This window comes from Rhodobacter aestuarii (assembly GCF_900156655.1).
Taxonomy (GTDB): domain Bacteria; phylum Pseudomonadota; class Alphaproteobacteria; order Rhodobacterales; family Rhodobacteraceae; genus Rhodobacter; species Rhodobacter aestuarii.
Genome location: NZ_FTOG01000014.1, coordinates 26,402 through 51,603, shown reverse-complemented (window position 1 = coordinate 51,603; position 25,202 = coordinate 26,402). Strand labels below are relative to the sequence as shown.

Below are 25,202 nucleotides of genomic sequence, written 5' to 3'. Positions count from 1 at the left end.
AGGTTACAGACCGGGGCCCGGAGAGGGCGCGGCTTGCGGATGCAGGCTGGCCAGCAAACGCCGGAAGAAACCAAGCTCGTGCTCGATTGTTTGCGGCGGCATGGCAAGGGGCGCTGTGGGCAAGGCACAAGGCCCGGCGATCAGCGCATCGGCAGTCAGGGCTTCGCCCGAGACGTGTTCGGACGCAAGCGCGGTGATATGGGGGGTATGCGCACTCATGCGTGGATCCATTGATAAAGCCAGGTTTCGGTCAGCTTGCGACCATAACCCGCGATATGGGCAGCCAGTTCCACCGTATCGCCCCGCGTGGGCCGAACATCGAGCACAAGCCGCCAGATGCCATCGGTGGTATTCCGAGAGAGTACTTTGGTAACAATTTCACCATTCCAAGCACTTGCATTGATTGTCAGGTCCTTGGCGGCATCGTGCGGCAGGGCGTCCATCAGCCCGCCCACAAAGTCGATCACGAATTTGCGGGTGCCGTCGGTGTTCTCCACGCCCGAAACCCCGCCTTCGCCCGCGCGGGTCTCTTTGACATGGGCACGTTCATCCGCCGGATCGAATTCAAGATCACCCCAGCGCAGCCGATACGAAAACTCGCGGCTTTCGCCTGCTTTCGCCTCGGTTTCGGGGATCCAGAAGGCAACGATATTGTCGTTCACTTCCAGATCGGAGGGGATCTCGACCAAGCGGATCACGCCCTTGCCCCAATCGCCGATGGGTTCCACCACGCAAGAGGGGCGCTTTTCATAATGCGCCGCATCGTCTTGGTAATGGTCGAACTCACGGTCGCGTTGGTAAAGCCCAAAGGACTGCGGCGCCGTTTCCGAGAAATATGACGAGGCCAATCGCGGCGGGTTCGCGAGCGGACGCCAGAGCAAATCACCATCCGCGCGCACAATCCCCAGCCCATCGCTGTCATGCACATTGGGGCGGAAATCATCAAAATCCGCCCGATTGCGCTCCGCAAAAAGGAACATCGAGGTCAGCGGCGCGATGCCCAATTGCTGCACATCAGCGCGGAAGAAGAGCCGCGCGGTCACTTCCATCACCGTTTCAAAGCCCGGCGTGATGGTGAATTTATACGCTCCAGTGAGTGAGTCGCTTTCAAGCGCCGCCCAGATCGTGATCACTTCCGATCCGGGTTCGGGACGCTGAATCCAGAACCGGGTAAAGCGCGGGAATTCCTCGGCCACCGAAAGACCCGTATTGACCGCCAGACCGCGCGCCGAAAGCCCATAGGCCGAATTGCGCCCCAAAGCGCGGAAGTAGGACGCGCCTTGGAAAGCCACCAATTCATCAAAAAGATCGGGGCGGTTGAGCGGCGTGTGCAACCTGAAGCCCGCCACACCCGGCAGCGGCTCATGTTCGGGCACTTTCGCGCGGCTTTCGCGCTCATAGATGAAATCGTCGGTGTCAAAGCCCATTGGCTGGGCTTCACCGTCTTTCACCTCGTAAAGCAGCACGGGCTCTTTGAAGAGCCAGCCCAGATGGAACGCATGCAGCAAGAAGCGGCGGTTTTCGACATCAGCAAAGCGCGCGCGCTCCGGATCGAAGCGGATCAGACGGTAATGATCATAGGTAAGATGCGACAGGAACGTGTCGGGCAACGTCGCGGGCGGCACAGGGGCCGCAGCGGCCATCGCGCGCATCTCATCGGTGAGCATTTCAAAGCTGAACGGGCGCTGCACCGCGGCAGGCGGCGTGATCTCCGCAGGCACTTCCGGCAGCGCGGTCTCTTGCGCGTTCAGCCGCTGCGGAACAAGCCCAGCCCCGGCCAAAACCGCAGCCGAAGACAGCGACGCCAGCAGGTGGCGACGGGTCAAGCAGAGAGGGGGATTGGCACGGTCGGAAGGCATGTGTTTTCGTTCAAACTCATATAGTTCTAAAGCCCGCAAAAACGCGGCCTAATTGCTGTTTCTATAGTCATAGCGCTTAAAAACTGGCAAGAGAGATTGCGTCACACTCCCGTCAAACAAAGGGAGCTTTGCAAGTTTCGGCGCAAAGTTGCGCATCTTGGCATGTAACAGGCACGAAGTTGCGCGTTCTGCACCTGCAAAGGCCGGTTTCGCCCAATAATCAACCGTTTTCAGGCGCTGCGGCAAGCGGATTTCCGCGCAAGCCCTGACGCGGCGGAAAGTGTGGGCGGATGAGTCGCCCGAAATGCCCGCCAAAGCAGGCCGATTCTCACAGGCTTCCGACCTTTTGTCCCGCTTGCGTTAGCGCAAAGCCTGCGGCAATGCATCCCTATGACACTCTTGCTGATCCATACTGGCGGCACCATCGGCATGGCGCCGGGGCCGCATGGGCTACGCCCCGAACCGGGGCTGGTCGAGGCCGCCATTGCCGCGCGACTACCCGAAGGGGTGGCGCTCAAAGCGCATGTCTTTGCGCCTTTGCGCGACAGCGCCGATATTGGCCCCGCCGATTGGAATGCGATTTTGGATGCGCTCGATGCGCATCCGGGCCTGCCCGCGCTTGTGACCCATGGCACCGATACGATGGCGTTTACCGGCGCGGCGCTTTCGCAAGCTTTGGCGGGGGCCGGACGGCGTGTGGTGATGTGCGGGTCGATGCAGCCCTTGGGCCAAGGTGGCGATGCAGAGCGCAACCTTGATCTGGCGCTTGCGGCGGCCCAAGCCCCCGGCGTCGGCGTAGATTTGGCCTTTGACGGGCGGCTTTTGCCCGCGGCAGGGCTGGTGAAACATGATAGCCACGCCGCCGATGCCTTTCGCAGCCAACCGCAAGACCCCGGCACACCCCCCGCCCGGAAGCGTTTTGCGCTAGACCGAAAATTCGCGATTCTAAGCCTTTCCCCCGGCCTGCCAGCAAGCGCGCTTGGCGCCATGCTCGACGCGCTCGACGGGGCGGTTTTACGTGTTTTTGGCGCAGGCACGGTGATGAATAACCCGGCCATCTTGGCGGTGTTGCGCAGCGCGATTGCCCAAGGCAAACGGCTACGCGCGGTCAGCCAATGCGAGGCGGGCGGGCTCAGCCCAGGGGCCTATGCCGCCGGGGCCGCGCTTTGGGAGGCGGGCGTTGAAAACGGCGGCCGCGAAACACCAGAAGCCGCGCTGGCGCGGCTTTGGCTTTCGTAAGGCGCAATAATTAGCGCGCGACCAGCGCCGCCGCCACCGCCTCAACCGATTGGCCAGAGCCCTCGGCCACGGCAATCAGGCTCTCGCTCGGGTCCGTCACGGTGAAGCCTGCCGCAGTCAGCTTGGCAGTAAGGCCTGCCCCATCGGTGCCAAAAATCGGCGCAACATCTTGAACCGAGCTTTGCAGCACCGTCATCGCGATGGCGAATTGCGGCGGGCCCGAGCGGCCTTCGGAACCCGAGCTCGGCAACGCAAAGGGCACCGCCACCAACAGCGACACGGCCAAACCAATCCACATCGGCGCGCGTTTGAGGTAATTCACCACCGAGCGCCAGTTCTTCCACACATGCAGCACAAACGGCACGATCAGCACCATCGACAAAATCTCGTGCATTTCATGGAAGGTGCCCATGCCCACATGGAAGAAAAGCGCCACGCCAGAGACAAGCGAGACAAGGAACAACCCGGTGATGAACGGGGTGGCATAACGGCTAAGAGCGGAAGTCATTTTCACTGTCTTTCTGATGGATGAGGGCTTGCTGCCCTCTTGGGGAGATTTCGCAAACCAAACGTTGGAGCGCGACGTTTCCGTCGCGCCCCTATCAGAATTTCTTTAATGGCCTGATAGTTATAGATCAGACTCAGCTTTAACGAGCGCCCCGATCATGCCTTGGCAGCACGGGTGAGCAGCCGCAGGCAAACATCGGTCGCCACCGCCATATCTTGCACAGACACCCATTCGAGCGGGCCGTGAATGTCTTGCATGCCAGTGAAGATATTCGGGCAAGGCACACCCATTTCGGTCAGCCGCGACCCATCGGTGCCACCACGGATCGGCACCGACAAAGGCTCGATCCCGGCATCACGGCAGGCATCGCGCGCCAGATCGACAGGCGTCATATCCTTTTCAAGCCAATAGCGCATGTTGCGATATTGCGGCTTGATCGTGCAGGTGATCGTGGCGCGCGGTTCAGTGGCCGCCACAGCCGCGCAAACCTGCTGCAACATCTCGCCCCGCGCAGCGAGGCCATCCAGCTCAAAGTCCCGCAAGATGATCGAGAATTCGACCTCTGCCGCCGTGCCCGCAATATTGGTGATGTGCCAAAAACCCTCGCGCCCCTCGACGACTTCGGGGGTTTGCGTGGCTTGCGGCAGCATGTCGATGATTTTGGCGGCCAGATGCAGCGCATTGACCATTTTGCCGGTGGCCGTGCCGGGGTGGGTGGACACGCCCACCACCTTCACCTTCGCCCCATCGGCCGAGAAGCTTTCATATTCGATCTCGCCCACCGCGCCGCCATCGAGCGTGTAGGCGAAATCCGCGCCCAGATCGGCGGGCAGACGGGCATCGACACCGCGGCCAATTTCTTCATCCGGCGTGAAGGCAAGCCGCACCTTGCCATGCGGCACATCGGGGTTGGCAATCAAATGCTCGGCCAACGTCATCAAAATGGCCACGCCCGCTTTGTCATCCGCCCCCAAAAGCGTCGCGCCAGAGGCGGTGATCAGATCATGGCCGACCTTCTCGCCCAAATAAGGGTTGCGCGCGGGGGAGTTCACCAGACCCGGCGCATCTGGGTAAGTGATCTCACCGCCGTTATAGCCACGAATGACGCGCGGCTTCACCCCCACCGCATTATAGGCCGGTGCGGTGTCCATATGCGCCAGCATCCCAATCACCGGGCCTTCGGCGGTGGCGGGAACGGTCGCCAAAACCACGCCGTAATCGGTGATATGCACCTCTTGCGCGCCAATCGCCTCCAATTCCTGCGCCAAAATCTTGGCAAGGTTGAGCTGAATCGCCGTGCTGGGCGAAGTCGGGCTTTCCTCATCGCTTTGCGTATCAACCTCGCAATAGCGGATCAGGCGGGTTTCCAGTTTAGAATGATAGTCTTGCATGAGGGGCTCCTTATGCGTGCAATGGGCGCCGCTCAGCCGGGAGTGTCAAGCCTTGCTCCGCGCGGGCGGGGGGGCTACATCACCCCTCCAGCATCGGAGGAACGCATGGATACCGCCACCCGCATCGCCCGCACTATCGCCACAGATATTGGTGCCACCCCCGCCCAAGTCGGCGCGGCGGTTGAACTGTTGGATGGCGGCGCGACGGTGCCCTTTGTCGCGCGCTATCGTAAAGAGGTGACTGGGGGGCTGGATGACACGCAATTGCGCAAACTGGCCGAGCGGCTGGATTATCTGCGCGAACGCGAGGCCCGGCGTGCGGCGATCATTTCCTCGATCTCCGATCAGGGCAAAATGACCGATGATCTGGCCAAGGCGCTCGCACAGGCCGAGACCAAGGCGGAACTGGAAGACCTTTACCTGCCCTATAAGCCCAAGCGCCGCACCAAAGCGATGATCGCGCGGGAAAATGGGCTCGCCGCGCTGGTGGATGCGATCTTGGCGGATCGCAGCGCCACACCCGAAGCTTTGGCGGAGGGGTACATTTCCGAGGCCGTGCCCACGGTGAAAGATGCGCTCAATGGCGCGCGCGAGATTGTGGCGGAAAGTCTTGTCGAAAACGCGCAACTGCTTGGGTCTTTGCGCGATTACCTGACCCGCGAAGCCTATCTGACGGCAAAGGTCGTCGATGGCCAGCAGGACAAAGGCGCGAAGTTTTCCGACTATTTCGACCATCGCGAGCGGTGGGCCGATGTGCCAAGCCACCGCGCTTTGGCAATGCTGCGCGGCTCCAATGAAGGGGTGCTGACGCTCGACATCAGCCCCGATGAAGAGGGCGTTGCCCGCGCCGAGGCGATGGTGGCCGCTGTGCTTGATGCACGCGGCAAAACCCCCGGAGATGCGTGGCTGCGCAAAGTGGCGGGCTGGACGTGGCGGGTGAAACTCAGCCTGTCGATGATGCTGGATTTGCTCTCCGACATGCGTGGCCGCGCGCAGGAAGAAGCGATCCGCGTCTTCTCGCGCAACCTCAAAGATCTGTTGCTCGCCGCCCCGGCGGGGGCCAAGGCGACGCTCGGCCTCGACCCCGGCATTCGCACGGGGGTAAAAGCCGCCGTGGTCGATGCCACAGGCAAACTTTTGGCGACCGACACGCTTTACCCCTTCCCGCCCAAAAGCGATATGCGCGGCGCGCAGGCCGCTTTGATGCGGCTCATTACGGCGCATGGGGTGGAACTGATCGCCATCGGCAACGGCACGGCAAGTCGCGAAACGGAACGCATGGTGGCCGAAACGCTGAAGCTTTTGCCCGCTGGCGTGAAAGCCCCCACCAAGGTGGTGGTGTCGGAGGCCGGGGCCTCTGTCTATTCCGCTTCGGAACTGGCCGCGCGCGAATTCCCCGAGCTTGATGTGAGCCTGCGCGGCGCGGTGTCGATTGCGCGGCGTCTACAAGACCCGCTCGCCGAACTGGTGAAGATCGAACCGAAGTCCATCGGCGTGGGCCAATACCAGCATGATGTCGACCAATCCAAACTGGGCCGCGCACTGGAAGGCGTGGTGGAAGATGCGGTGAACGCGGTGGGGGTGGACCTCAACACCGCCTCGGCGCCTTTGCTCGCCCATGTTTCGGGCCTCGGGCCGGGGCTCGCCGAAGCGATTGTCGCGCATCGTGATAGCAACGGCGCCTTTAAGGCCCGCAAAGAACTGCTGAAAGTGGCCCGCCTTGGGCCGCGCGCCTTTGAGCAATGCGCCGGCTTCTTGCGCATCACCGACGGGGTTGAGCCGCTGGATGCCTCCTCGGTCCACCCCGAGGCCTATGATGTGGCCCGCGCGATCGTGAAAGCTTGCGGGCGCGATATCCGCAGCCTGATGGGGGACAGCGCCACGCTCACCCGGCTGCGCGCGCAGGATTTTGTCACCGAGACCTTCGGCCTGCCCACGGTCCGCGATATTCTGGCAGAGCTTGAAAAACCGGGCCGTGACCCGCGCCCGAGCTTTGTGACCGCCGCTTTTGCCGATGGCGTGGAAGATATCAAAGACCTCAAACCCGGCATGCAGTTGGAAGGCACGGTCACCAACGTCGCCGCCTTTGGCGCCTTTGTCGACATTGGCGTGCACCAAGATGGGCTCGTGCATATCTCCCAACTGGCGGATCGGTTCGTCAAAGACCCGCATGAGGTGGTGAAAGCGGGCGATGTGGTGAAGGTTCGCGTGACCGAAGTGGATGTGCCGCGCAAACGCATTGGGCTGACGATGCGCAAAGACGGCGGCACTTCGGCGCGTGAAGAGCGCGCCGCGCGCGGGCCAGACAAGCCCAAAGGCCCGAAAGGCAAGGGCCCGATGCAGGCCGGACCCAAAGGGGGCAATAGCACCGGCGCTTTTGGCGCCGCGCTGCTCGATGCAATGAAGAAGCGCTAATCCAGCCGTACAGACGCCCCGCGTTTACCCTGACAGGGCCCCGTTTTGGCCGCAAATCCCTTGGAAAATGATCTCAAGACGGTTTGCGGCCACGAACGGAGGACAAGATGGCGCAGAGACTGATCACCCTTTGGGCGCGGTTGCGTCACACCGAAAATGATGTTTTCGTCGCAAGGCTGACTGCGCTTGGCGATGCGAAACAGGCCCGCTGCCTGCATGCGCCGATTTCGCCGTTTCGGGCGGCTGCGCGCAGCCTTTAAGCCTTAGAAATCCACCGTCACGCCCGGCAGGTCGAGCGTTTTCACCAGATCACGCAATTCCTGCCGCGCGGCGACGTTGGAGATATTGAGGTTTTCCACCCCAAGATCGCGCAGATCCAAAAGCGTCATGCCGCGCGGGAACAGTTCGCGAAAAATCACCCGTTCCGAGAAGCCCGGCGCCACGCGGAAACCGATCCGCTTGGAAAGCTGATCCAGCGCCTCGCCCACCTTGCGCTTGTTATGGGCTTGTTGCGCGCCCATCCGGTTGCGCAGCACGATCCAGTCAATCGGCTTCAGCCCGGCCCGCGCGCGCAACTGCCGCGCCGACCAAACCATTTCCGAGTAAATCGAGGGGCCCGTGACCTTCGATGTTTCCGGGTCGATCCGGGCCAGCAGGTCAAAGTCGATGAAACTGTCATTGAGCGGGGTGATCAGCGTATCGGCAAGCGAATGCGCGACTTGGCTCAACCGCGTATGCGAGCCGGGGCAGTCAATGATCACAAAATCACAAATCGGGTCGAGCTCCGCCACAGCGGTCGACAACCGATGGTCATAAGGGTTTTCGCCCGGGGCAAGGCTTGCGGCATCCACCTCGGGCAAAGTGCGGTAATCGGGCGTCGGCAGGTCCAGCCCTTCGCGCGCCATATAGGCCAGCCGGTTTTCCACATAACGGCCAAAGCTGCGCTGCCGAAGGTCAAGGTCAAGCCCGCCAACCTTATGACCCATCCGCGCCAATGCGGTGGCCACATGCATACTGGTGGTCGATTTGCCCGAACCGCCCTTCTCATTGCCGACAACGATGATATGCGCCACGTGTTCAACCCCATTTTCCGGCCCTCTGCGGAGCCTGCTCGTTTATAGGACGCCCCGGCTACCGAAGGAAGTGCTCTGGCGCAAGGGGGATGGTGCGCGATCTTGCCTCGCACAAAAGCGACTCAGCGCACGAACCTTTGTGCAAATGAAGCGGCAAGAATTCTTATCTGCGCCTAAATTTACGTCAGGTCAGCGAAGCTGCTGAAATTGCCCGAAATTAAGCGCACGGCCCAAACTCTGGCGCGGCACAGCCCTTGTTTTATTGAGTTTCGCGGCAAGTCTTAAGCACCCATTAACCCTGAAATGGTTTCTTTACCTCGTGAACTGAACGCCCTCGGCCTCACAAACGCCGACGGCTTCGGAGGTGTAGATGACAATTGAGCTGGTTCCTGCGTGCCAACCTTTTGCGAAACCGATCGCAAGCTTGGCCGAAACGCGCCCCGCAATGGCTTTGGCCTTTGACGGTGATGGCCTGCTGACCGAGATCAATACCGCGCTTTGCGCGCGCCTTGGGTTCGCCCCAGAGACGCTTTTGCACCAGCCCCTCGCCGCGCTTTTCGCGCCCTCCGAACAGATGCAGGTTGTGGATTGGCTTAGTTCTGGGGCAACCGATGCCACTTTGGCCCTGCATGGCCCCGAAAACAGCGCGACCTATTTCTTGGTGACACTGATCCGCCTTGGCCCCGGCCTGCCCGGGCGCGCTGCGCTCACGGAACAAGCGCTACCCTTGGAGGAAGTGGCGCGCTTGCGGCATGAAAAAGCGCAGCTCAATGCCATCATCGGTGCCGCCAATTTGGGGCAATGGCATTGGAATGTGCAGACGGGCGAAACGCTTTTTGACGAGCGTTGGGCGGAGATTGCAGGGTATCACCTCAAAGACCTGCAACCCATCACGCTCGATACATGGTCCCGGCTGTGCCACCCCGAAGATATCCCCCGCATCGAGGCCGAGTTGCAGCGCCACTTCAAAGGCGAAACAAGCTGGTATGAAATTGAAGCCCGTGTCCGTCATAAATCGGGGCGGTGGCTCTGGATCCGCGATCTGGGCCGGGTCCGCAGTTGGACGGCAGATGGCAAACCCGAATGGATGAGCGGCATCAAACGCGACATCGACACATGGAAACGGCATGAGACGCGCCTGCGCCGCGCCCAAGACCTCCTCGAACGGGCCGGGATGCTCGCGGGGCTCGGAAGCTGGGAATTTGATCTCACCACGGGTGAGATTTCGTGGTCCGATGAAACCTGCCGCATTCATGGTGTCCCGCTCGGCCATGCGCCCGGTTTGGAAGAGGCGCTGACCTATTACGCGCCAGAGGCCCAAAAGGCGATCCGCACCGCCGTAGAGGCGGGCATGAAAGACGGCACGCCTTGGGATTTGGAGCTTCCCTTGATCCGCACAGATGGCGCCTGCGTCTGGGTGCGTTCCGTGGGCGAGGTGGCCTTTGAAGACGGGTCGCCGATACGGCTGAGCGGCGCGCTTCAAGACATCACCCGGCGTAAAGATATTGAGGCGCAACTGGCCGAAACCGCGGCCTCGGCGCGGCGCGCGCGCGACCGGCTTAACACGCTTGCCGACAATGCCCCCGGCGCCTTGTTTGAGCACCGTGCAGACCCGTCTGGCACGGTGGATCTGCCCTATTTCAGTGCCCGTCTACCTGACCTATTGGGGGTTTCGCGCGAGGAGATTGAAGCCGATGGCGGCGCTGCCGCGCGGAATGTGCACCCCGACGATATCGAGATGTTGGGCGCAGAAATCGCCCAATCGCGCGAAAAGCTTTCACCGCTCGACGTGCGTTATCGGCTCAACCATCCCGAACGCGGGCTGCGCTGGATGCAGCTGTCTTCTATCCCTTATGCACAACCCGATGGCGCGGTGGTCTGGCATGGGATCGTGTCGGATGTGACCGAGAAAGGCGAAATGGTCGCGGCGCTGCAATTGGCGCATGAACGGCTCAATACCATTGCCGAAAACGTGCCCGGCGCGCTGTTTGAATACCGCCGTGAACCCAACAATCGGCAGTGGTTTCCTTACTTCACGCAAAAGCTGCCGGAGCTTTTGGGGGTCTCGGCCGAGCAACTCAAGGCCGATGGCAAATCGGCCCGGATGTTCCTGCCGCCGGAAGACTGCGCCAAACTCGTTGAGCGCTTCTCCGCTTCACACGAAGCGCTGTCGCTCGTGGAATTGCGGTTTCGGGTCGTGCGCGAGGATCAGCCGGTGCGCTGGGTGCATCTTTGGGCCTCCCCCTTCGCGCATCCTGACGGGACGATGACATGGTTTGGCAAAGCCGTTGACATCACCGACCGGCTTGAAGTCGAAGCACAGGCCATCGCCGCGGCTGCCGAGGTCAAACAAGCCCACGCCCGGTTGAATGCGATCACCGAAATCGCACCGGTGGGACTGTTTGAATACCACCTCTTGTTGGATGGCAAGACGGAGTTTTCCTATTCCAGCGCGCGTTTCAGCGACTTGGTCGGGTTTGAACGCCCTGAGATCGAGGCGCTTGGCGGCGCGCTTTTGGATCGCGTCGTGCCCGAAGACCGCGCCAAGATGAATGAACTCACGGCACAAAGCGCCTCTGCACTGACCCCGTGGCGGATGCGGTTCCGCTATCTGCACCCCAAACGCGGGCTGATCTGGCTCAATGCCTCCTCCACACCGCAACGCTGCGCCGATGGCTCTACCATCTGGACCGGCGGGCTTTACGATGTGACAAGCGACGTCGCTCGGGAAACCGAACTGGAAAAAGCCTATGCGCTGGCCGAACGGATGCGGGAAAGCAACGAACATCTGGCGCTGCATGACGGGCTGACCGGGCTTGCCAACCGGCGCTATTTCGACCGCCATCTGGAAGAACGGCTGCAAGCCGCGCGCAGCGAAGACGGTCCGAGCGATTGCACCCTGATCCAGATCGACGTGGATCACTTCAAATATGTCAATGACACGCTGGGTCATGAAGCGGGCGACCAAGCACTGCGCCGCTTGGCCGATGTGCTGCGCGCCACCTTGCAAACCGGCGATTTCGCCGCGCGCTTGGGGGGTGATGAATTCTCGGTGCTGCTTGCCCCGGGTAGCACGGCAGCGCGGTCTGAGGCTGTGGTGGCGCAATTGCGCGGTGCGCTGCGCGAGCCCTTCCAATATCGCGGCACGATGATCCGGATTACTGCGTCTTTCGGGATTGTCCGCACCCCCGATGTCACCGGCCTGACCGAGGAGCTTCAGCTTTACGCCGATGCTGCGCTTTACCGCGCCAAGGCCGCTGGGCGCGACCGGGTGGAGGTGTTCTCAGGCAATCTGACCAAGCGCATCCACGACAATCGCACCATGGTCATGGACCTGCACCGCGCGCTAGAACGCCGCGAATTGGAGCCTTGGTTCCAACCACAGCTTTGCGCCCGCTCCGGTCGCTTGACGGGGGTTGAGGTGCTGGTGCGCTGGCGGCATCCGCATCGCGGATTGCTCAGTGCCGAGGCCTTCATGCCGCTTGCAGAACACATGCAAATCGTGCCGGACATTGATGCGATGATGATGGCCAAAAGTCATGCAATATTGGCGAAATGGCACGCCGATGGGGTGATCGTGCCGAAGATCGCCTTCAACATCGGAGCCGATGATCTGCAAGAACCCGAATTTGCTGCGCAACTGGCCGGGTTGGATTTTGGCCCGACAAAGGTTGCGCTGGAATTGCGGGAATCGCTCTGCATTGATGCCGATTCCGAGTCTTTGCGGGATAATCTGGCCGCGCTACAGACGGCGGGGGTCTCGCTTGAGATTGACGATTTCGGCTCCGGTCGCGCCTCGCTTTTGTGCCTGATGGCGCTGCGCCCCAGCGCGCTTAAACTGGACCGGCGGATCATCGGCCCAATGCGGGACAGCGAGCGCGCGGTCGAATTGGTGCGGGGCATCGTCAAAATGGCAGGCGCGCTCGGGATCGACACAATCGCCGAAGGGGTGGAGACCCAAAAACAAGCGAACCACCTGCGCGCCATGGGTTGCGATGTTTTGCAAGGCTATCTGCTGTCTGCGCCACTTGAAGCGGAAGAGATGGCACGCTTCATGAAACGCAACAGCGAGGTTCCGCTCCCGGTCTAGGCGCGCGCAGCCGCGTTAGCTGCGCGTTTCGGGCTCGTAGATAAAACCAGAAACCGGATAAACGCGGCCCAACTGGCCCGGCGTGCTCATCACACGCACCGCACTCCAGTCGTTTTTCTGCGACACATCCACCACGGTCATCCCGAAGGAAAGCTGATTGCGCTTCCAGTTCGCGTGGTCGATGCGAATCTCGCGCTCCGACACGACCTCGGACACCACGGCAACATGGCCCAAGGGCAGTTTCCGCGTGCCGGTGAACGCCATCACCGCACCGGGTTTGGGGGTATGGCCACGGCCATAAACGCCCTCCGCCTGCGACCACCAGGTCCGGGCATTGCCGCGAATCTCGATCCCGGAGGCATTGCGGGCAAAGGGCACGCACCAAACGCGCTGACCGCGCGCGCGCAACTCTTTCGCCATGGCGATAGCGAAAGCCTTCCGCTCCGGGTCGATCCCTTCCGGTTCAGGCCGGGCCGAAGCGAAGTTCAAGAAGGATTTGCTCGATTGGGTCGGTGCTTCACCACAAGCCGAAAGGCCAAGCGCAAGTCCAAGAACCAGAGGAAGTTTCAACGTCCAGTTCATGAAAAGAAGGCTTTTGGTCATCATGTCCTGATCGCGTTTTGGTTACCGATTTCTTGTCGGGCAAAGACATACAGGCAGGCCCCACCGCTCGAAAAGCCCCCAAAGGCGCGGCCTCCGGCCACTGCGCGGATTCCTGCCCAAACCGCAGCACAAAGAAAAGCCCGGGCTGAACAAATGTCAGCCCGGGCCAAATGATCCGCTTGCGGAGCCGTTTAGAAGGCGTTCGCAGCAACCTCGAAGTGATGCGCGTTCAGCACAAGGTGCACCCCGATCGAGGCGAAATAGCCAAGCGCAATCGCCCAACTCCATTTCAGGTGCCCCGAGAACGTGTAATGGCCCCGCGCCTGCCCCATCAGCGCCACGCCAGCCGCCGAACCAATCGATAGAAGCGAGCCGCCCACACCGCAAGTCAACGTGATCAGCAGCCATTGGCCATGGCTCATTTCAGGCTCCATGGTCAGCACGGCAAACATCAGCGGGATGTTGTCGACCACGGCAGACATCGCGCCAAGGATCATGTTGGCAGCCGTGGCCCCAAGACCATCGTAAAGCGCGGTCGAGAGCAGGTCGAGGTAGCCCAACACGCCAAGCCCGCCCACGGCAAAGATGATGCCGAAGAAAAACAGCAACGTATCCCATTCCACCCGTTCAAACAGTTTGAACGCATCCAGAACCAGCTCCGAATCTTTCAAACGCTTGCCCTTGCGGGTGAGAAAGTAAGAATAGATCTGCATATAGCCCAGACCCATCATCATCCCCATGGCAGGCGGCAGATGCAGGAAGTTCTTGAAGCTGATCGCCGTAACGATGGTGAGCAAGAACAAGATCAGCACGACGCGCCCACCCGGTTTCATGCGCGCGTTATCGGTCGCGGGCGGCGGCAATTCGGCAGGCACCGCAAACGACATGATCAAAGCCGGCACGAACCAGTTCACCATCGACGGGATGAAGATCACGAAGAACTCAAAGAAATCGATCACGCCCTTTTGCCAAACCATCAGCGTGGTGATGTCGCCAAACGGGGTGAAAGCGCCGCCAGCATTGGCGGCCACGACGATGTTCACGCAGCCGACCGTGACAAACTTCGCCGAGGAGCGGCCCACGGCCACCACAACAGCGCCCATCACCAATGCGGTGGTCAGGTTGTCGAAAATGCCCGAAAGGAAGAAGGCGAGCACGCCCGTGAGCCAAAACAGCTTGCGATAGCTCAGCCCCATGCCAATCAGCTTGGCGCGCAACGCATCAAAAACGCGGCGCTCTTCCATTGTGTTCACATAGGTAATCGCCACCAGCAGGAACAAGAACAGTTCGCCATATTCCTCAACGATATGGGTGGCATGTTCATGCGCCTCATCCGACATGCCGTGCATCGCATAGGCGATCCCGATCAAAGTCCAGATCAAGCCAGCGGCCAGCATCACCGGTTTCGATTTGCGCATATGCGTGGCTTCTTCAAACACCACAAGCACATAGGCGCCTATAAAGATGACGACCGACAGGAGCCCGAACATACTTCCTGTCAGATTGAGTTCATGCATAGGTTCGCTCTCCCAGCTGCTCTGCCTTAGCCGGGTTCCGACACCCGCGGCGCATGCGTTTTGGCCGAAAACGTGTCCGACCGAACGCCGAACCTTTAAAGGACTGGGCCCGCGTCGGGCAACAGGAATCGGCTTTTTGGCCCGGAATCTGCGCCCCATATCCAATGTTTGCCCGCAATTAGGGCCAAACAGCGTGCCGAGATTCTGCAGAGGATTGACCGTACCCCGATAGGTTGTGCGCACCGCAAGTTACGCAAAACAAGACAAACGGCGTTTACCGCTTCTTAAACTCCTTCCCCCACTCTCCAGTCACTTTGCTATTGGTGAATTTCGTGTCTGAACGCCTGCACCATCTCCAGCCTGCTTCCCGCGGCGCCGATCTTGGGCGCCCGCGCTGTGTGCTTGTGGTGGACGACAGTCGGATGAGTCGACGCATTCTTTCCGCCCAACTAACTCGCGCGGGCTACACGGTGCTTGAGGCCGAAAGCGGCGAAGAGGCGCTTGAAATCTGCGCGGAAACAGAGCCGGATTTCGTTTTGTCGGATTGGGTCATGGATGGCATGACCGGGATCGAATTTTGCAAGAAATTCCGTGAGATGGACCGTAAAGGCTACGGCTATTTCATCTTGCTGACCTCCAAATCAGACAAAAATGACGTCGCCGAAGGGCTGCAAAGCGGGGCCGATGATTTTCTGGCCAAGCCGGTCAATGGCGACGAGTTGCGGGCCAGACTCACTGCGGGCGAGCGCATCCTGACCATGGAACAGGAGATGAAGGAGAAGAACCGGCTCCTGTCATCCGCACTGGAAGAGTTGCGCACAGTTTACGACTCAATCGACCGTGATCTGGTCGAGGCGCGTAAACTACAGCAAAGCCTTGTGCAGGAACGATTCCGCTGCTTCGGCAATGCACAGGTATCGCTGACGCTGCGCCCCTCGGGCCATGTCGGCGGTGATCTTGTTGGATTTTTCCCGATCAATGCGCGGCGCGTCGCGCTTTACGGGATCGACGTATCGGGCCACGGCATCACCTCCGCCATGATGACGGCGCGGCTTGCGGGCTATCTTTCTGGCTCGTCGCCGGAACAAAACATCGCGCTTATTCAAACGGAATACGGCATCTACGATGCGCGTGACCCTGCGGAATTGGCGGGCTACCTCAATGCGCTGGTGCTCGAGGAAATGCAGACCGACAGCTACTTCACGCTGATCTATGCCGATGTGGACCTTATCTCCGGCCAAGCCTCGCTGGTGCAGGCGGGCCATCCGCACCCGGCGGTGCTGCGCGCCAATGGCACGGTCGAGTTCTTGGGCAATGGCGGCATGCCCGTCGGCCTAATTGATGGGGCGAGTTACGAAACCATCACCACGCAACTGAACCCGGGAGATCGGCTGTTTCTTGGCTCTGACGGGATCACCGAAATCCAGCTTTCGAACGGCGAACAACTCGCCGAAGAGGGGCTTTCGCAATTGCTGCATGACTTCCGCGACATGCGGGGACAGGCCCTACTGGATGCGATGTATTGGGAATTGCAGCGGCTTTCGTCCGACGCGCTTAGCGATGATGTCTCGGCCGTGCTCTTTGAATTCGACGGTGCCAAAGAAAACCTTGATTAAGGCTCCCGCAGCGCCTCGCGCGATTTGTAAAGCGGCTTGAGCAGGTAATTCAAAATCGTCTTCTCGCCCGTGTGCAACTCGACCGAGGCCTGCATGCCGGGGCGTACGTCAAAGCTGCGCTGGCGATCCGTTAAATGCCCCAAATCCACCCGCAACGTGACCTTGTAATAGGGCTGCGCATCGGGCTTGCGTTCGTCTTTGAACGTGTCCGCCGAAACGAAATGCACCTTTCCCTCAAGGCTGCCATAGATCGTGTAATCATAGGCGGAAAGCTTGATCGTCGCGTCTTGGCCAACCTTCACAAAGGCGATGTCCTTGGGCGCGATTTGCGCATCAATGAACAGTTCTTCATCGAGCGGGATGATCTGCATGATCTCTTCGCCCGGGCGCACAACGCCACCAATGGTGGTGACCGAAAGCTTGTTGACCACGCCCCGCATCGGCGAGGTCAGAAGGGTGCGTTCCAACTGATCTTGCGAGAGTTTCAGCTGTTGGCGCAACGTGCCAAGCTTGTCGAGCGTATCGGAATATTCCGCCGCACGCTCCAACTCCACCTTGGTGATGATGTCATTGAGTTGCGCCTCGGCATCCGAAAAGCCTTTGCGCGCCTTCGTCACATCAATCAGCGGGGCAATGTCTTTTTCATACATCCGCTCCATCAGGTCCCGCTCGGCGCGGGCTTGTTCCAGCACCGCCGCAGCCCCCGATTTGCGGGATTTGAAATCGCTCAACCGCGCCGTCAAAAGCGCGCTTTCCGATTTCACGATCTCGGGCACAAGCTCTTCTTGTTCGATGCTGGCTTCAAAAGCATCAAATCCATTCATCTCCGCCTCAAGGCGCAACTGGCGGATTTCGAGCGCCGCGATCTGCGCGCGCAAATCATCCACCTGCGCCTTATAAGACGTGTCGTGCAACCGCCCAAGCAGTTGCCCCGGCTCCACCTCTTCGCCTTCCGAGACGTTGAGCTCCGCCAAAATGCCGCCTTCAAGGTTTTGGATGATCTGCGGCTTCGATGAAGAGACAATCTCGCCCGGGCCGCGCACGATCTGATCGACCGAGGCAATCGCCGACCAGCCGAGGAACAAAACCACCGTCGCCACCACAATCCAGATTGTCAGGCTCATCTTCCGCGCGGCGGTCAAAACCGCGCTGGGGTCCACCGTGGTCATTGCCCTGCCCCGGCCTTCGCCTTGGTCAGATGCGCGAGCACCGCATCACGCGGGCCATCCACGGCCATCCGGCCATTTTGCAAGATCAGCGTGCGCGTGGTCAGCGACAAGATCGGCACCCGATGCGTGGCAATAATCGCCGTGCGCCCTGTCAGCCAAGTATCAAGACGGCTCACAAGCGTGGTTTCCAGCGTGGTATCCAACGAGGCCGTCGGTTCATCGAGCAAAACGACAGAGGGGTCTTGCAACCACAACCGCGCCCAACCAATCGACTGACGCTGCCCAACCGAAAGCCCCTCGCCGCCATCACGGATTTCAAGGTCGAGCCCACGCGGATGGGCACGCAGGAACGGACCAAGACCCGCAAAGTCGAGCGCCTGATAAAGTCGCTCTTCATCGCGTTCGAGTTGGGTCAGGTTCAGGTTGTCACGCAACGTGCCAGAAAACAGCCGCACATCTTGGCTCAAATAGCCCACCGAACGGCGCAGATCGCGTGGGTGCAATTGCCCCAGATCCACCCCATCAAGCAAAATCCGCCCGGAACTGGGTTCGTAAACCCCGGCCAAAAGCCGCAATAGGGTCGATTTACCCGAGCCATTCGCGCCCAAAATCGCCACTCGCTGCCCGGCGGGAACGCGCAGGCTGGCAATGTCGATATTGGTTGCGCCGTCGGCATCATATTTGAACTCAAGCCCGCGCAGTTCAAACTCGCCCTCAATCGCCTCGGCCCGCAAATAGCTGCGGCTTTCGGCCTGCACCTGATCGGCACAGACGATAGCATCCAGCCCATCAAGCGCGGCTTTGACATTGGCCCAACGCGCCAAAGTGCCCGCCAATTGCGTGAGCGGCGCCAGCGTGCGCGAGGTCAAAATCCCGATGGCGATGATCGCCCCAACGGTGAACTCGCCCGCAAAGACCATGTAAGTGCCAAAGACCACGGCGGCTAAATAGGTGCCCTGTTGCACCATCTGCGCCCAATAGGTGAGCGCCGAGGCGAGCTTGCGGCTTTCAGAAGATTTCACCGCCGAAAGGGTGGAAAGCTCTTCCCAGATCCGCTTGAACCGATCATTGCCGCGCTGGGTCGAAACCGTTTCATGCTCGTAGATTGCCTCGTGCAGCAGCTTGGCCGCCCGCATCGAGGCCCCTTGGGTGGATTTGGTGATCTCGATCATCTTCCTTTGCATGAAGAAGCCGGGCAATACCATCAGCACCGCGCCCAAGGCCAGCACCCAAACAAGGTTGCCACCGATGCTGGCCACCAAAAGCAAGAAGATGAAAATAAACGGAATATCGGCCAAGGTGCCGATCGTGGAGGCGGTAAAGAACTCCCGCACCGAAGAAAATTCGCGCATCGCTGAAAACAGCTGGCTGGGCGAGCGCCGCCCCGGCGCCGCCTTCATCCCCAAAAGACGATCCATCAGCAGGCTTTGCACGGTGAGCTCAATCTTGCGACCAGACAGGTCCATCAGCCCAGACCGCGCCAATTTCAGCGCCATTTCCAGCACCAGCGCCAGCATGGCACCGAGCGCCAACACCCAAAGCGTGGATTCCGATTTATGCGGGATGACGCGGTCGTAAACCTGCATCGAGAACATCGCGACGGAGACGGCCAAGATATTTGCAAAGAACGAGCCGACCGCCACCTCCGCAAAGGCGCGGCGCTGCGCTTTGAACGCGCCCCAAAACCAGTGCTCCGTGCTGGTCGTAGGCGCGTGGCGCTGTTCAAGCTGCTTGAGCGAGGTCCGCGCACGGATGATCTTGCCAGAGAAGAAGGGGGCGAAATCCTCAAGCGGCACTTCTGCGCGCTGATCGGGGCAGGTTTTGTCATAGACAAAAAGCGTGTCGTGCTCTTGCCCGATCACCAAGACCAATTGGCCCGAGGTCATCTGCGCAAGCGCCGGCCATTGCCCGGGCGAAAGCCGGTCGATCTGCTCGACCGCCGCAGTCATCCCCGCAACGCGGAGCACAGCGGCAATATGTTCGGGCTGCACCTCGTCATTCGAGGCCCCGGTCACCGCGGCGCTGGCTTCCCCCACCGCCAAAAGCATCTGTTCAAGGATATCTGCCGCGGGCACTTGCGCGCCCAAAAGTCCGGCATAGGCTGCCGCCAGTTCAGACCGTGCCTTCGCGCGCCGAGGTGTTTTGGTATCTGCCGTGGGGGCGAGGGCAGGCTTTGGGCGCACCCCTTCAGCGGCCCCGCTGACGCGAGCCGCGTTAATGTCAAACGCTATAACGCGATCAGCCAATAACCCCTACACCTTGTCAGATACTACTCCCGTCTATCAATATCCCGTGTTGGCGAGCGATTTCCAGCTTTATTAACGCTATGTCGTATTTTAGTCCGGCTTGGGCATGCGCCATTTGCGCATAGGTCTCATACATGGACACAAGTTCCATTAATGTTCTGCGCCCCATGCGATATTGCTCGGTGAACATTTCGAGACCAGCCTCGGTTTGCTCAACCACTTGCGCATCGCGTGCCGCCTTGGCCTGAAGGGCGCTCATCCGCGCGCGCAACGTGGCCACCTGCTGCACATCATCCTGTTTCGCCTTAGCGATGCGGGCGAAAGCCGCCTCTTTCGAGGCATCGACGGCGGCCAGCGTATCAAGCGTTCCAAAGCCCAGCATCTGCTCGACCCCAACCGCCAAGCCAACCGAAGGCTTTCCTTGCCCGACCGAGGCCTGCGCGGAGACATCCGGCAGATGCCCAGCGCGGGCCATTTTCGCTTCCGCCTCGGTGCGCCCGGCCTCAGCCTGCGCCTTAGTGACGGCGAGCGCATCAGGAAGGATTTCGGGCAGATCAATATCGCTCAGCCCGGTGAGCCCCTCAAGCGGTTGCCCCGTCATGGATTGCAACTGCGCCATTGCGGCCTGCGCGCTGTCCCGATCCGCCTGCGCCGTGGCCTGCATTTCGATCAGCTTTTGACGCAACACCCGCGCTTGCGAACCGTCTGACAAGCCACCTTCAACACGCTGACGCATGATGTGGTTGTAATCGCCAAGCTTGGCCGCAGAGCGTTCCGCGACCGCCGCCTGTTCGCGCGCCTTCAGCGCAGTGATATAGGCTTTCAATCCGGTCGCCACGGTGTCGTTCATTTCCGTCGACAGGCTAACTGCGGCCACCTCCACATCGGCGGCGGCATAGTCGCGCTCGGCGCGTTTGGCACCATTATCCCACAGCACCTGCTCCACCAAAATCCGCGCGGCAAGATCGCCCAGCGAGTTGAGGCTCAGGCTCGGCCCTACCTGCGGCAGCCAGTTCTTCGATTTCGCCTGCGCCGTCAGCCGTGCCACCCGCAATTCGGCTTTGGCCGTGCCTTTGGCATCGGTCAGCACCGCTTGCGAGATTTGCGCATAAGGCCCAGCGCTCGCCAAGGCAGAGTCGCGCCCCGCCAGATCGGCAATAATCGCCGAGGTCTGTTTGGTCGTGCCGGGTTGGCCCGGCATCAGCCCCATGCTGGAGGGGCTGAAGGCCGAGCGGCCGGTGGGAAACGGCGTTCCCTCCATGCAGCCGCTCAAACCCGCTGCAACCAGTGTTGCCACAGTGATCCGGGCCAGTGTCCTAGCCCGGAGCCGCGGCGCTGCGCCTGTCCGGGTCATCACGATCCCCTTAAATCGTCAAGTTGGTGATCGCGTCATCGACCCAAAGGCGCTCGCCATCTGCGCCAAGCGTGTAGAGGCTGTAGGTATGCCCATCGACCACGGTGTTTTGATGCGTATCCGTGGCGTCTTGGAGCGTGACATGATCCCCGCTGTCGCCTTTGACATAGAGATCATTGCCCGCCCCGGTAATCGCCTCGATCTGGGTATCGGTGATGGTGAGGTCGGTTTTGGCCGCGGTCAGGTCAATTGTGCCGAAGTCAAAATCACTCAAGCCATCGCGGCTCAGATCCAAGGTGACCGTGGTCGTGTTGCTCGCATCGTTGGTGGCCAACAGCAGGGTTGAGGTGGTGTTGCCCGCCGTGTCGTGATCGGTCACCACAAGGTAGGACCCATCCGGCACAGGTGTCGAGCGGAACGCATAGGCGTAGCCATCGCTTGAGCTCGCGGCAAGCGCACTCACCGTTCCATCTTCGGCCACCGCCGAAAGCTGGTAAGTGGTTTCGGCCGTGTCATCGAGCCCAATTCCGACCACCGCGTTATCCGAGGTTCGGTAGGTGACGGCTTCCACATTCGGGCTATCCGGCGGGGTCAGGTCATAGCTGAAGCTATCCGTCCCCGACGTTTGCGTCATGTTGCCCGCCGCGTCATAGGCCGTCACGGAGTAATTGACCGTGCCGCTGGTGCCAGTCAGAGCGGCGGTATCAAAAGTGGCAGCCCAGTTTTCGCTGCTGCTAAACGTGGCTTCCTCCGTTGCGATCACCCCTTTCGTAACGGGGTCGATCAGCGAAACAATCACTCTCGAGCCCGCCTCAACGGTACCCGTGATCTGGAACCCGTCTTCGGCTTCTTGCGCGTTGACGATATTGTCGCTCGTCACCAAGGGCGACACCGTAAAGTTGCGTACCAGCGGGTCAAAGTCGACCGTGCTCGATTGCGAGGCGGTGTTGCCATAGTAATCAACGGCCCGCACGCTCAGCGTCCCAGAGGTTTCAACCGTGGGCAGTTCACTGAAGGGAATATTTGCCGTCCAGGTCGTGCCGGTCACCGTGGCCTGGTATTCTGCACCCGACCCCAACCGCACCCAAACCTGCGACCCGGCCTCAACCGTGCCGCTGACAGCAAGACCATTCAGCCCTTCGACATAGTTTACGACGCCATCAACACCCGCTGTCGTCGTGGTGTGGGTCAGATTAACGACTTCCGTATCCACGCTGATCGAATGGCTCGCGGTCGCGGTATTACCCGCCGCATCGGTCGCCACAGCCGTTGCCATGTAGGTGCCGGTACCAGTGGGAATTTCGCTCGTGCTGAAGAAGGCAACCCAAACCCCGTTTGCCCCAGCCGTAACCACATGCTTACCAGTGCCAAAGCTGACCTCGACACTGTCGCCCGCCTCTGCGGTCCCCGTGAGTTGGACGCCACCCCCCGAAAGCCGCTCGGCACCGCTGATCAGGTTATCGCTGCCCGACTGGCTCGCGTCGATACGCGCCCAAGTCGACGGGTCAAATTCGACACTGCGCGACGCGGGCTGGCTAACGTTGCCATATTCATCGGTTGCCACCGCCGTTGCGGTATAGGTGCCTTTCGAAAGGGCAACACCGTTCAGCGTCGCTGTCCAGCTCCCATTGGGCTGCACCACCGCATTGTAAGTCTGCCCGTTCAGCGTCACCAACACAGAGGTCGAGCCCGGATCGGCCGTGCCGGAAAGCGTAAAGCCCGCGGCGGCTTCCGCCCCGTTGACAATGTCATCAATGGCGACAGGCAAGCCCGAAAACGCCACCGAAGCCTCGGTATCGACCGAAATCGCATGGCTCGCGGTCGCGGTATTGCCCGCCCCGTCATTCGTGGTCGCTGTCGCGGTCGCCGTGTAGGTGCCCGCCGGGATCTCGGTCGAAGAGAAGGTTGCCACCCACGCCCCTGTTTGGGCATCAGCGGTGACCGTATGTGTGCCATTGGCAAAAGACACCGTGACGGTTGCACCTTTATCGGCGGTACCGGTCAACTGCACACCACCCGAGGCAGTCCGCTCCGCCCCGCTGATCAGGTTATCGCTACCCGATTGCGTGGCATCAAAAGCCAAAGAGGCTTCGACGTCGAATTCGATATCTTTCGACGCGATCGGGCTGGTGTTGCCATAAGCATCGGTTGCAACAACGGTGGCCGTATGCGTGCCGGTGCCAAGCCCCGCGCCAGAGACCGTCACAGTCCAATCGCCGGTGGCGCTATTGACAGTCGCCGGATAGTCGACCCCATTCAACGTCACGACAACCGAGGTTGAACCAGCCTCTGCGGTGCCCGAAAGCAAAAAGCCATTCGCGGCTTCGGTTGAGTTCACCACATCATCCGCAGTGACCAAGTCGCTGGAGAAAGCCACGGACGCCTCGGTATCGAAGCTGATCACCTTCGAGACAGTCGCACTGACGTTGTCATAAGCGTCAATCGCGCTCACGGTCACAGTCCGATCACCCGTGCCGAGCGCGACATTGCTCAGCGTGATCGTCCAGTCCCCATTCGCATCGACGGTCGCGGCATAGCTATTGCCATCAAGCGTCACCGTCACCGATTTGGTCCCGGCGTCAGACGTGCCCGTAAGCGTGAAACCATTCGTCGCCTCGCTCGCATTTACCACATCATCGGCGGTGACAAACGCGCTGGAGAAGGCAACAGAGGCCTCGGTGTCGAAGGTGATCACTTTCGACACCGTCGTGCTGACGTTGTCATAAGCGTCAACTGCGGTGACAGTCGCAGTCCGGTCCCCCGTGCCGAGCGCGACATTGCTCAGCGTCACCGTCCAGTCCCCATTTGCATCGACGGTCGCGGCATAGCTATTGCCATCAAGCGTCACCGTCACCGATTTGGTCCCGGCCTCAGACGTACCCGAAAGGGTAAAACCAGTCGTTGCTTCGGCTGCGTTCACCACATCATCGGCAGTGACAGAAGCGCCGGAGAAGGCAACAGAGGCCTCGGTGTCCACTTGCACCGCGTCATTGAGCGTGGTGACGTTACCAAGCGGATCGGTCGCCGTGACGACCATATTCTTGGTATATTCCCCATCCGGCAATTCCGAGGTCAGGAAAGTGACTTCCCATTCGCCATTTCCATCGACCGTCGTGGTGTGTTCGTAGCTGTCAATCGTGACAGAGATCTTCGCGCCAATCTCGCCGGTGCCGCGAATAGTGACCCCGTCTTGGTATTCGGCGTAGTTTTCCACATCGCCCGTGGAAACCGCCCCTTCGGTGATCGCCACATCAGGCGGCGTCATATCGATCAGGAAGCCCGGACCATCCAGCTCATAGGGGGTGCCATCCGGCGCGGTCACATAGACCACCGCCTCAAGATCACCATCCGAGGGAAAGGTGGCGTCTTCGAAGGTCACCGACCAAGTCCCGTCAGGGCCAATCGTCGTGGTCTGCGTCTGGCCGCCCAAAACCACCTCGACCGTGGACCCTTCTTCCCCCGTGCCCGACACAGTGGCCGAGGGGTCAACAGTATTCGTGGTCAGCGTGGTTTCCGCATCGGGGTCATCCACGGTTGGAATGATCGTTTGGCTGCCACCGCCGCCACCGCCGCCACCGCCATTAATAAGGCCAAGACCAAGAAGGCCCGCCCCAGCAGCGCCCGCAGCGCCAAGACCCGCCAAAGGCGCAAACATCGCCATGCCGGTGGTATCGTCGTCAACGGCCGGACCGATGATGTCATCACCATCAAGGAAGGCCAATTGGTCGTTCGGGCTCCATTTGCCGATCACTTCGACCCGGCCATAGCCCGCGTAAATCACGCCATCGCCGCCATCATCGAGCGTCACAGCGGTCAATTCACCATCGGCAGAGACATAAAGCTGTGCATTGGCATCAAAGAAGCCCGACAGCGTAATGGTGCGCCCATCAACAAGCGTGATTTGCAAATCATCGCCGTCGCGCGTGTATTTAAGAATGTTGGTTTTGCGCAGGTTGAGCGAGATTTCATCGCCGCTGCCAACCTGAATGAAGTCGCTTGCGCCGTCGCCCGCCACGACACCACGCGTCACACCGCCCATAGAATTACGGACGGCAAAGTTCACCGACTTTACCATTGTACTGCTCCGCCTCGATAGTTCCGGCTCTTTTGGCCGGATATTCT

General features: G+C 60.4%; 16 protein-coding genes. 5 read left to right on the top strand and 11 right to left on the bottom strand.

Annotation, left to right across the window (positions count from 1 at the left end; translation table 11 throughout):
• Window positions 1–3: 3 nt before the first annotated feature.
• Window positions 4–219, bottom strand: a complete 216-nt coding sequence (locus BW967_RS16795) for a hypothetical protein (RefSeq protein ID WP_076486260.1) — start codon at window positions 217–219, stop codon at window positions 4–6.
• Complete coding sequence (locus BW967_RS16790) at window positions 216–1,859, bottom strand: OpgD/OpgG family glucan biosynthesis protein (RefSeq protein WP_076486259.1); 1,644 nt, start codon at window positions 1,857–1,859, stop codon at window positions 216–218. The genes BW967_RS16795 and BW967_RS16790 overlap by 4 nt, the downstream gene beginning before the upstream one ends.
• Before the next feature lie 390 nt (window positions 1,860–2,249).
• On the opposite strand from BW967_RS16790, the gene BW967_RS16785 reads away from it, so the two are divergent.
• Entirely contained in the window at window positions 2,250–3,098 is an 849-nt protein-coding gene (locus BW967_RS16785; protein WP_076486258.1) for an asparaginase domain-containing protein, read from the top strand.
• A gap of 10 nt (window positions 3,099–3,108) precedes the next feature.
• Here BW967_RS16785 and BW967_RS16780 read toward each other — a convergent pair whose 3' ends face one another.
• Together BW967_RS16780 and pepT are read right to left on the bottom strand one after the other, a co-directional pair.
• Window positions 3,109–3,606, bottom strand: a complete 498-nt coding sequence (locus BW967_RS16780; RefSeq protein ID WP_076486257.1) for a DUF4405 domain-containing protein — start codon at window positions 3,604–3,606, stop codon at window positions 3,109–3,111.
• Window positions 3,607–3,761: 155 nt separating this feature from the next.
• The gene (pepT, locus tag BW967_RS16775; RefSeq protein ID WP_076486256.1) at window positions 3,762–4,997 is read right to left on the bottom strand and encodes a peptidase T; all 1,236 of its coding nucleotides are present in this window, start codon (window positions 4,995–4,997) and stop codon (window positions 3,762–3,764) included.
• A 105-nt stretch (window positions 4,998–5,102) separates the two neighbouring features.
• Between pepT and BW967_RS16770 the strand changes: the two genes are divergently transcribed.
• Window positions 5,103–7,412 (top strand): Tex family protein, encoded by a 2,310-nt coding sequence (locus BW967_RS16770; RefSeq protein WP_076486255.1) that lies wholly within the window; start codon window positions 5,103–5,105, stop codon window positions 7,410–7,412.
• Between the two features lie 107 nt (window positions 7,413–7,519).
• A complete protein-coding gene (locus BW967_RS18785) occupies window positions 7,520–7,672 on the top strand; it encodes a hypothetical protein (protein WP_175610474.1) in 153 nt (50 codons plus the stop codon).
• 3 nt (window positions 7,673–7,675) lie between these two features.
• On the opposite strand, the gene BW967_RS16765 is transcribed toward BW967_RS18785, so the two are convergent.
• Window positions 7,676–8,485 (bottom strand): division plane positioning ATPase MipZ, encoded by an 810-nt coding sequence (locus tag BW967_RS16765; RefSeq protein ID WP_076486254.1) that lies wholly within the window; start codon window positions 8,483–8,485, stop codon window positions 7,676–7,678.
• A gap of 370 nt (window positions 8,486–8,855) precedes the next feature.
• Between BW967_RS16765 and BW967_RS16760 the strand changes: the two genes are divergently transcribed.
• Window positions 8,856–12,575 carry a bifunctional diguanylate cyclase/phosphodiesterase gene (locus tag BW967_RS16760; protein WP_076486253.1) on the top strand — a complete coding sequence of 1,240 codons (3,720 nt, stop codon included), beginning with the start codon at window positions 8,856–8,858 and terminating at the stop codon, window positions 12,573–12,575.
• Between the two features lie 15 nt (window positions 12,576–12,590).
• Here the strand turns inward: BW967_RS16760 and BW967_RS16755 are convergent, their stop codons facing one another.
• Window positions 12,591–13,178 (bottom strand): CHAP domain-containing protein, encoded by a 588-nt coding sequence (locus BW967_RS16755; RefSeq protein WP_245826600.1) that lies wholly within the window; start codon window positions 13,176–13,178, stop codon window positions 12,591–12,593.
• 191 nt (window positions 13,179–13,369) lie between these two features.
• Entirely contained in the window at window positions 13,370–14,695 is a 1,326-nt protein-coding gene (gene nhaD / locus BW967_RS16750; RefSeq protein ID WP_076486251.1) for a sodium:proton antiporter NhaD, read from the bottom strand.
• Between the two features lie 323 nt (window positions 14,696–15,018).
• Between nhaD and BW967_RS16745 the strand changes: the two genes are divergently transcribed.
• Entirely contained in the window at window positions 15,019–16,311 is a 1,293-nt protein-coding gene (locus BW967_RS16745) for a PP2C family protein-serine/threonine phosphatase (RefSeq protein ID WP_373455195.1), read from the top strand.
• Here the strand turns inward: BW967_RS16745 and BW967_RS16740 are convergent.
• The 4 genes from BW967_RS16740 to BW967_RS16725 all read right to left on the bottom strand — a co-directional run bounded on the left by BW967_RS16740 (window position 16,308) and on the right by BW967_RS16725 (window position 25,155).
• Window positions 16,308–17,480, bottom strand: a complete 1,173-nt coding sequence (locus BW967_RS16740) for an HlyD family type I secretion periplasmic adaptor subunit (RefSeq protein WP_076486250.1) — start codon at window positions 17,478–17,480, stop codon at window positions 16,308–16,310. The two genes, BW967_RS16745 and BW967_RS16740, sit on opposite strands and share 4 nt — an antisense overlap.
• Entirely contained in the window at window positions 17,477–19,663 is a 2,187-nt protein-coding gene (locus tag BW967_RS16735; protein WP_245826599.1) for an ATP-binding cassette domain-containing protein, read from the bottom strand. Before BW967_RS16735 ends, BW967_RS16740 begins: the two co-directional genes overlap by 4 nt.
• A 79-nt stretch (window positions 19,664–19,742) precedes the next feature.
• Window positions 19,743–21,080: a TolC family protein gene (locus tag BW967_RS16730; protein ID WP_083952300.1), complete on the bottom strand. Its 1,338-nt coding sequence runs from the start codon at window positions 21,078–21,080 to the stop codon at window positions 19,743–19,745.
• Window positions 21,081–21,090: 10 nt separating this feature from the next.
• Entirely contained in the window at window positions 21,091–25,155 is a 4,065-nt protein-coding gene (locus tag BW967_RS16725; RefSeq protein ID WP_076486247.1) for a beta strand repeat-containing protein, read from the bottom strand.
• Between the last annotated feature and the right edge of the window lie 47 nt (window positions 25,156–25,202).

Coding starts and splice junctions, on each gene's coding strand:
- BW967_RS16795 (WP_076486260.1), bottom strand. CDS start 219: ATGAGTGCGCATACCCCCCATATCACCGCGCTTGCGTCCGAACACGTC.
- BW967_RS16790 (WP_076486259.1), bottom strand. CDS start 1,859: ATGCCTTCCGACCGTGCCAATCCCCCTCTCTGCTTGACCCGTCGCCAC.
- BW967_RS16785 (WP_076486258.1), top strand. CDS start 2,250: ATGACACTCTTGCTGATCCATACTGGCGGCACCATCGGCATGGCGCCG.
- BW967_RS16780 (WP_076486257.1), bottom strand. CDS start 3,606: ATGACTTCCGCTCTTAGCCGTTATGCCACCCCGTTCATCACCGGGTTG.
- pepT (WP_076486256.1), bottom strand. CDS start 4,997: ATGCAAGACTATCATTCTAAACTGGAAACCCGCCTGATCCGCTATTGC.
- BW967_RS16770 (WP_076486255.1), top strand. CDS start 5,103: ATGGATACCGCCACCCGCATCGCCCGCACTATCGCCACAGATATTGGT.
- BW967_RS18785 (WP_175610474.1), top strand. CDS start 7,520: ATGGCGCAGAGACTGATCACCCTTTGGGCGCGGTTGCGTCACACCGAA.
- BW967_RS16760 (WP_076486253.1), top strand. CDS start 8,856: ATGACAATTGAGCTGGTTCCTGCGTGCCAACCTTTTGCGAAACCGATC.
- BW967_RS16755 (WP_245826600.1), bottom strand. CDS start 13,178: ATGACCAAAAGCCTTCTTTTCATGAACTGGACGTTGAAACTTCCTCTG.
- nhaD (WP_076486251.1), bottom strand. CDS start 14,695: ATGCATGAACTCAATCTGACAGGAAGTATGTTCGGGCTCCTGTCGGTC.
- BW967_RS16740 (WP_076486250.1), bottom strand. CDS start 17,480: ATGACCACGGTGGACCCCAGCGCGGTTTTGACCGCCGCGCGGAAGATG.
- BW967_RS16730 (WP_083952300.1), bottom strand. CDS start 21,080: ATGACCCGGACAGGCGCAGCGCCGCGGCTCCGGGCTAGGACACTGGCC.
- BW967_RS16725 (WP_076486247.1), bottom strand. CDS start 25,155: ATGGTAAAGTCGGTGAACTTTGCCGTCCGTAATTCTATGGGCGGTGTG.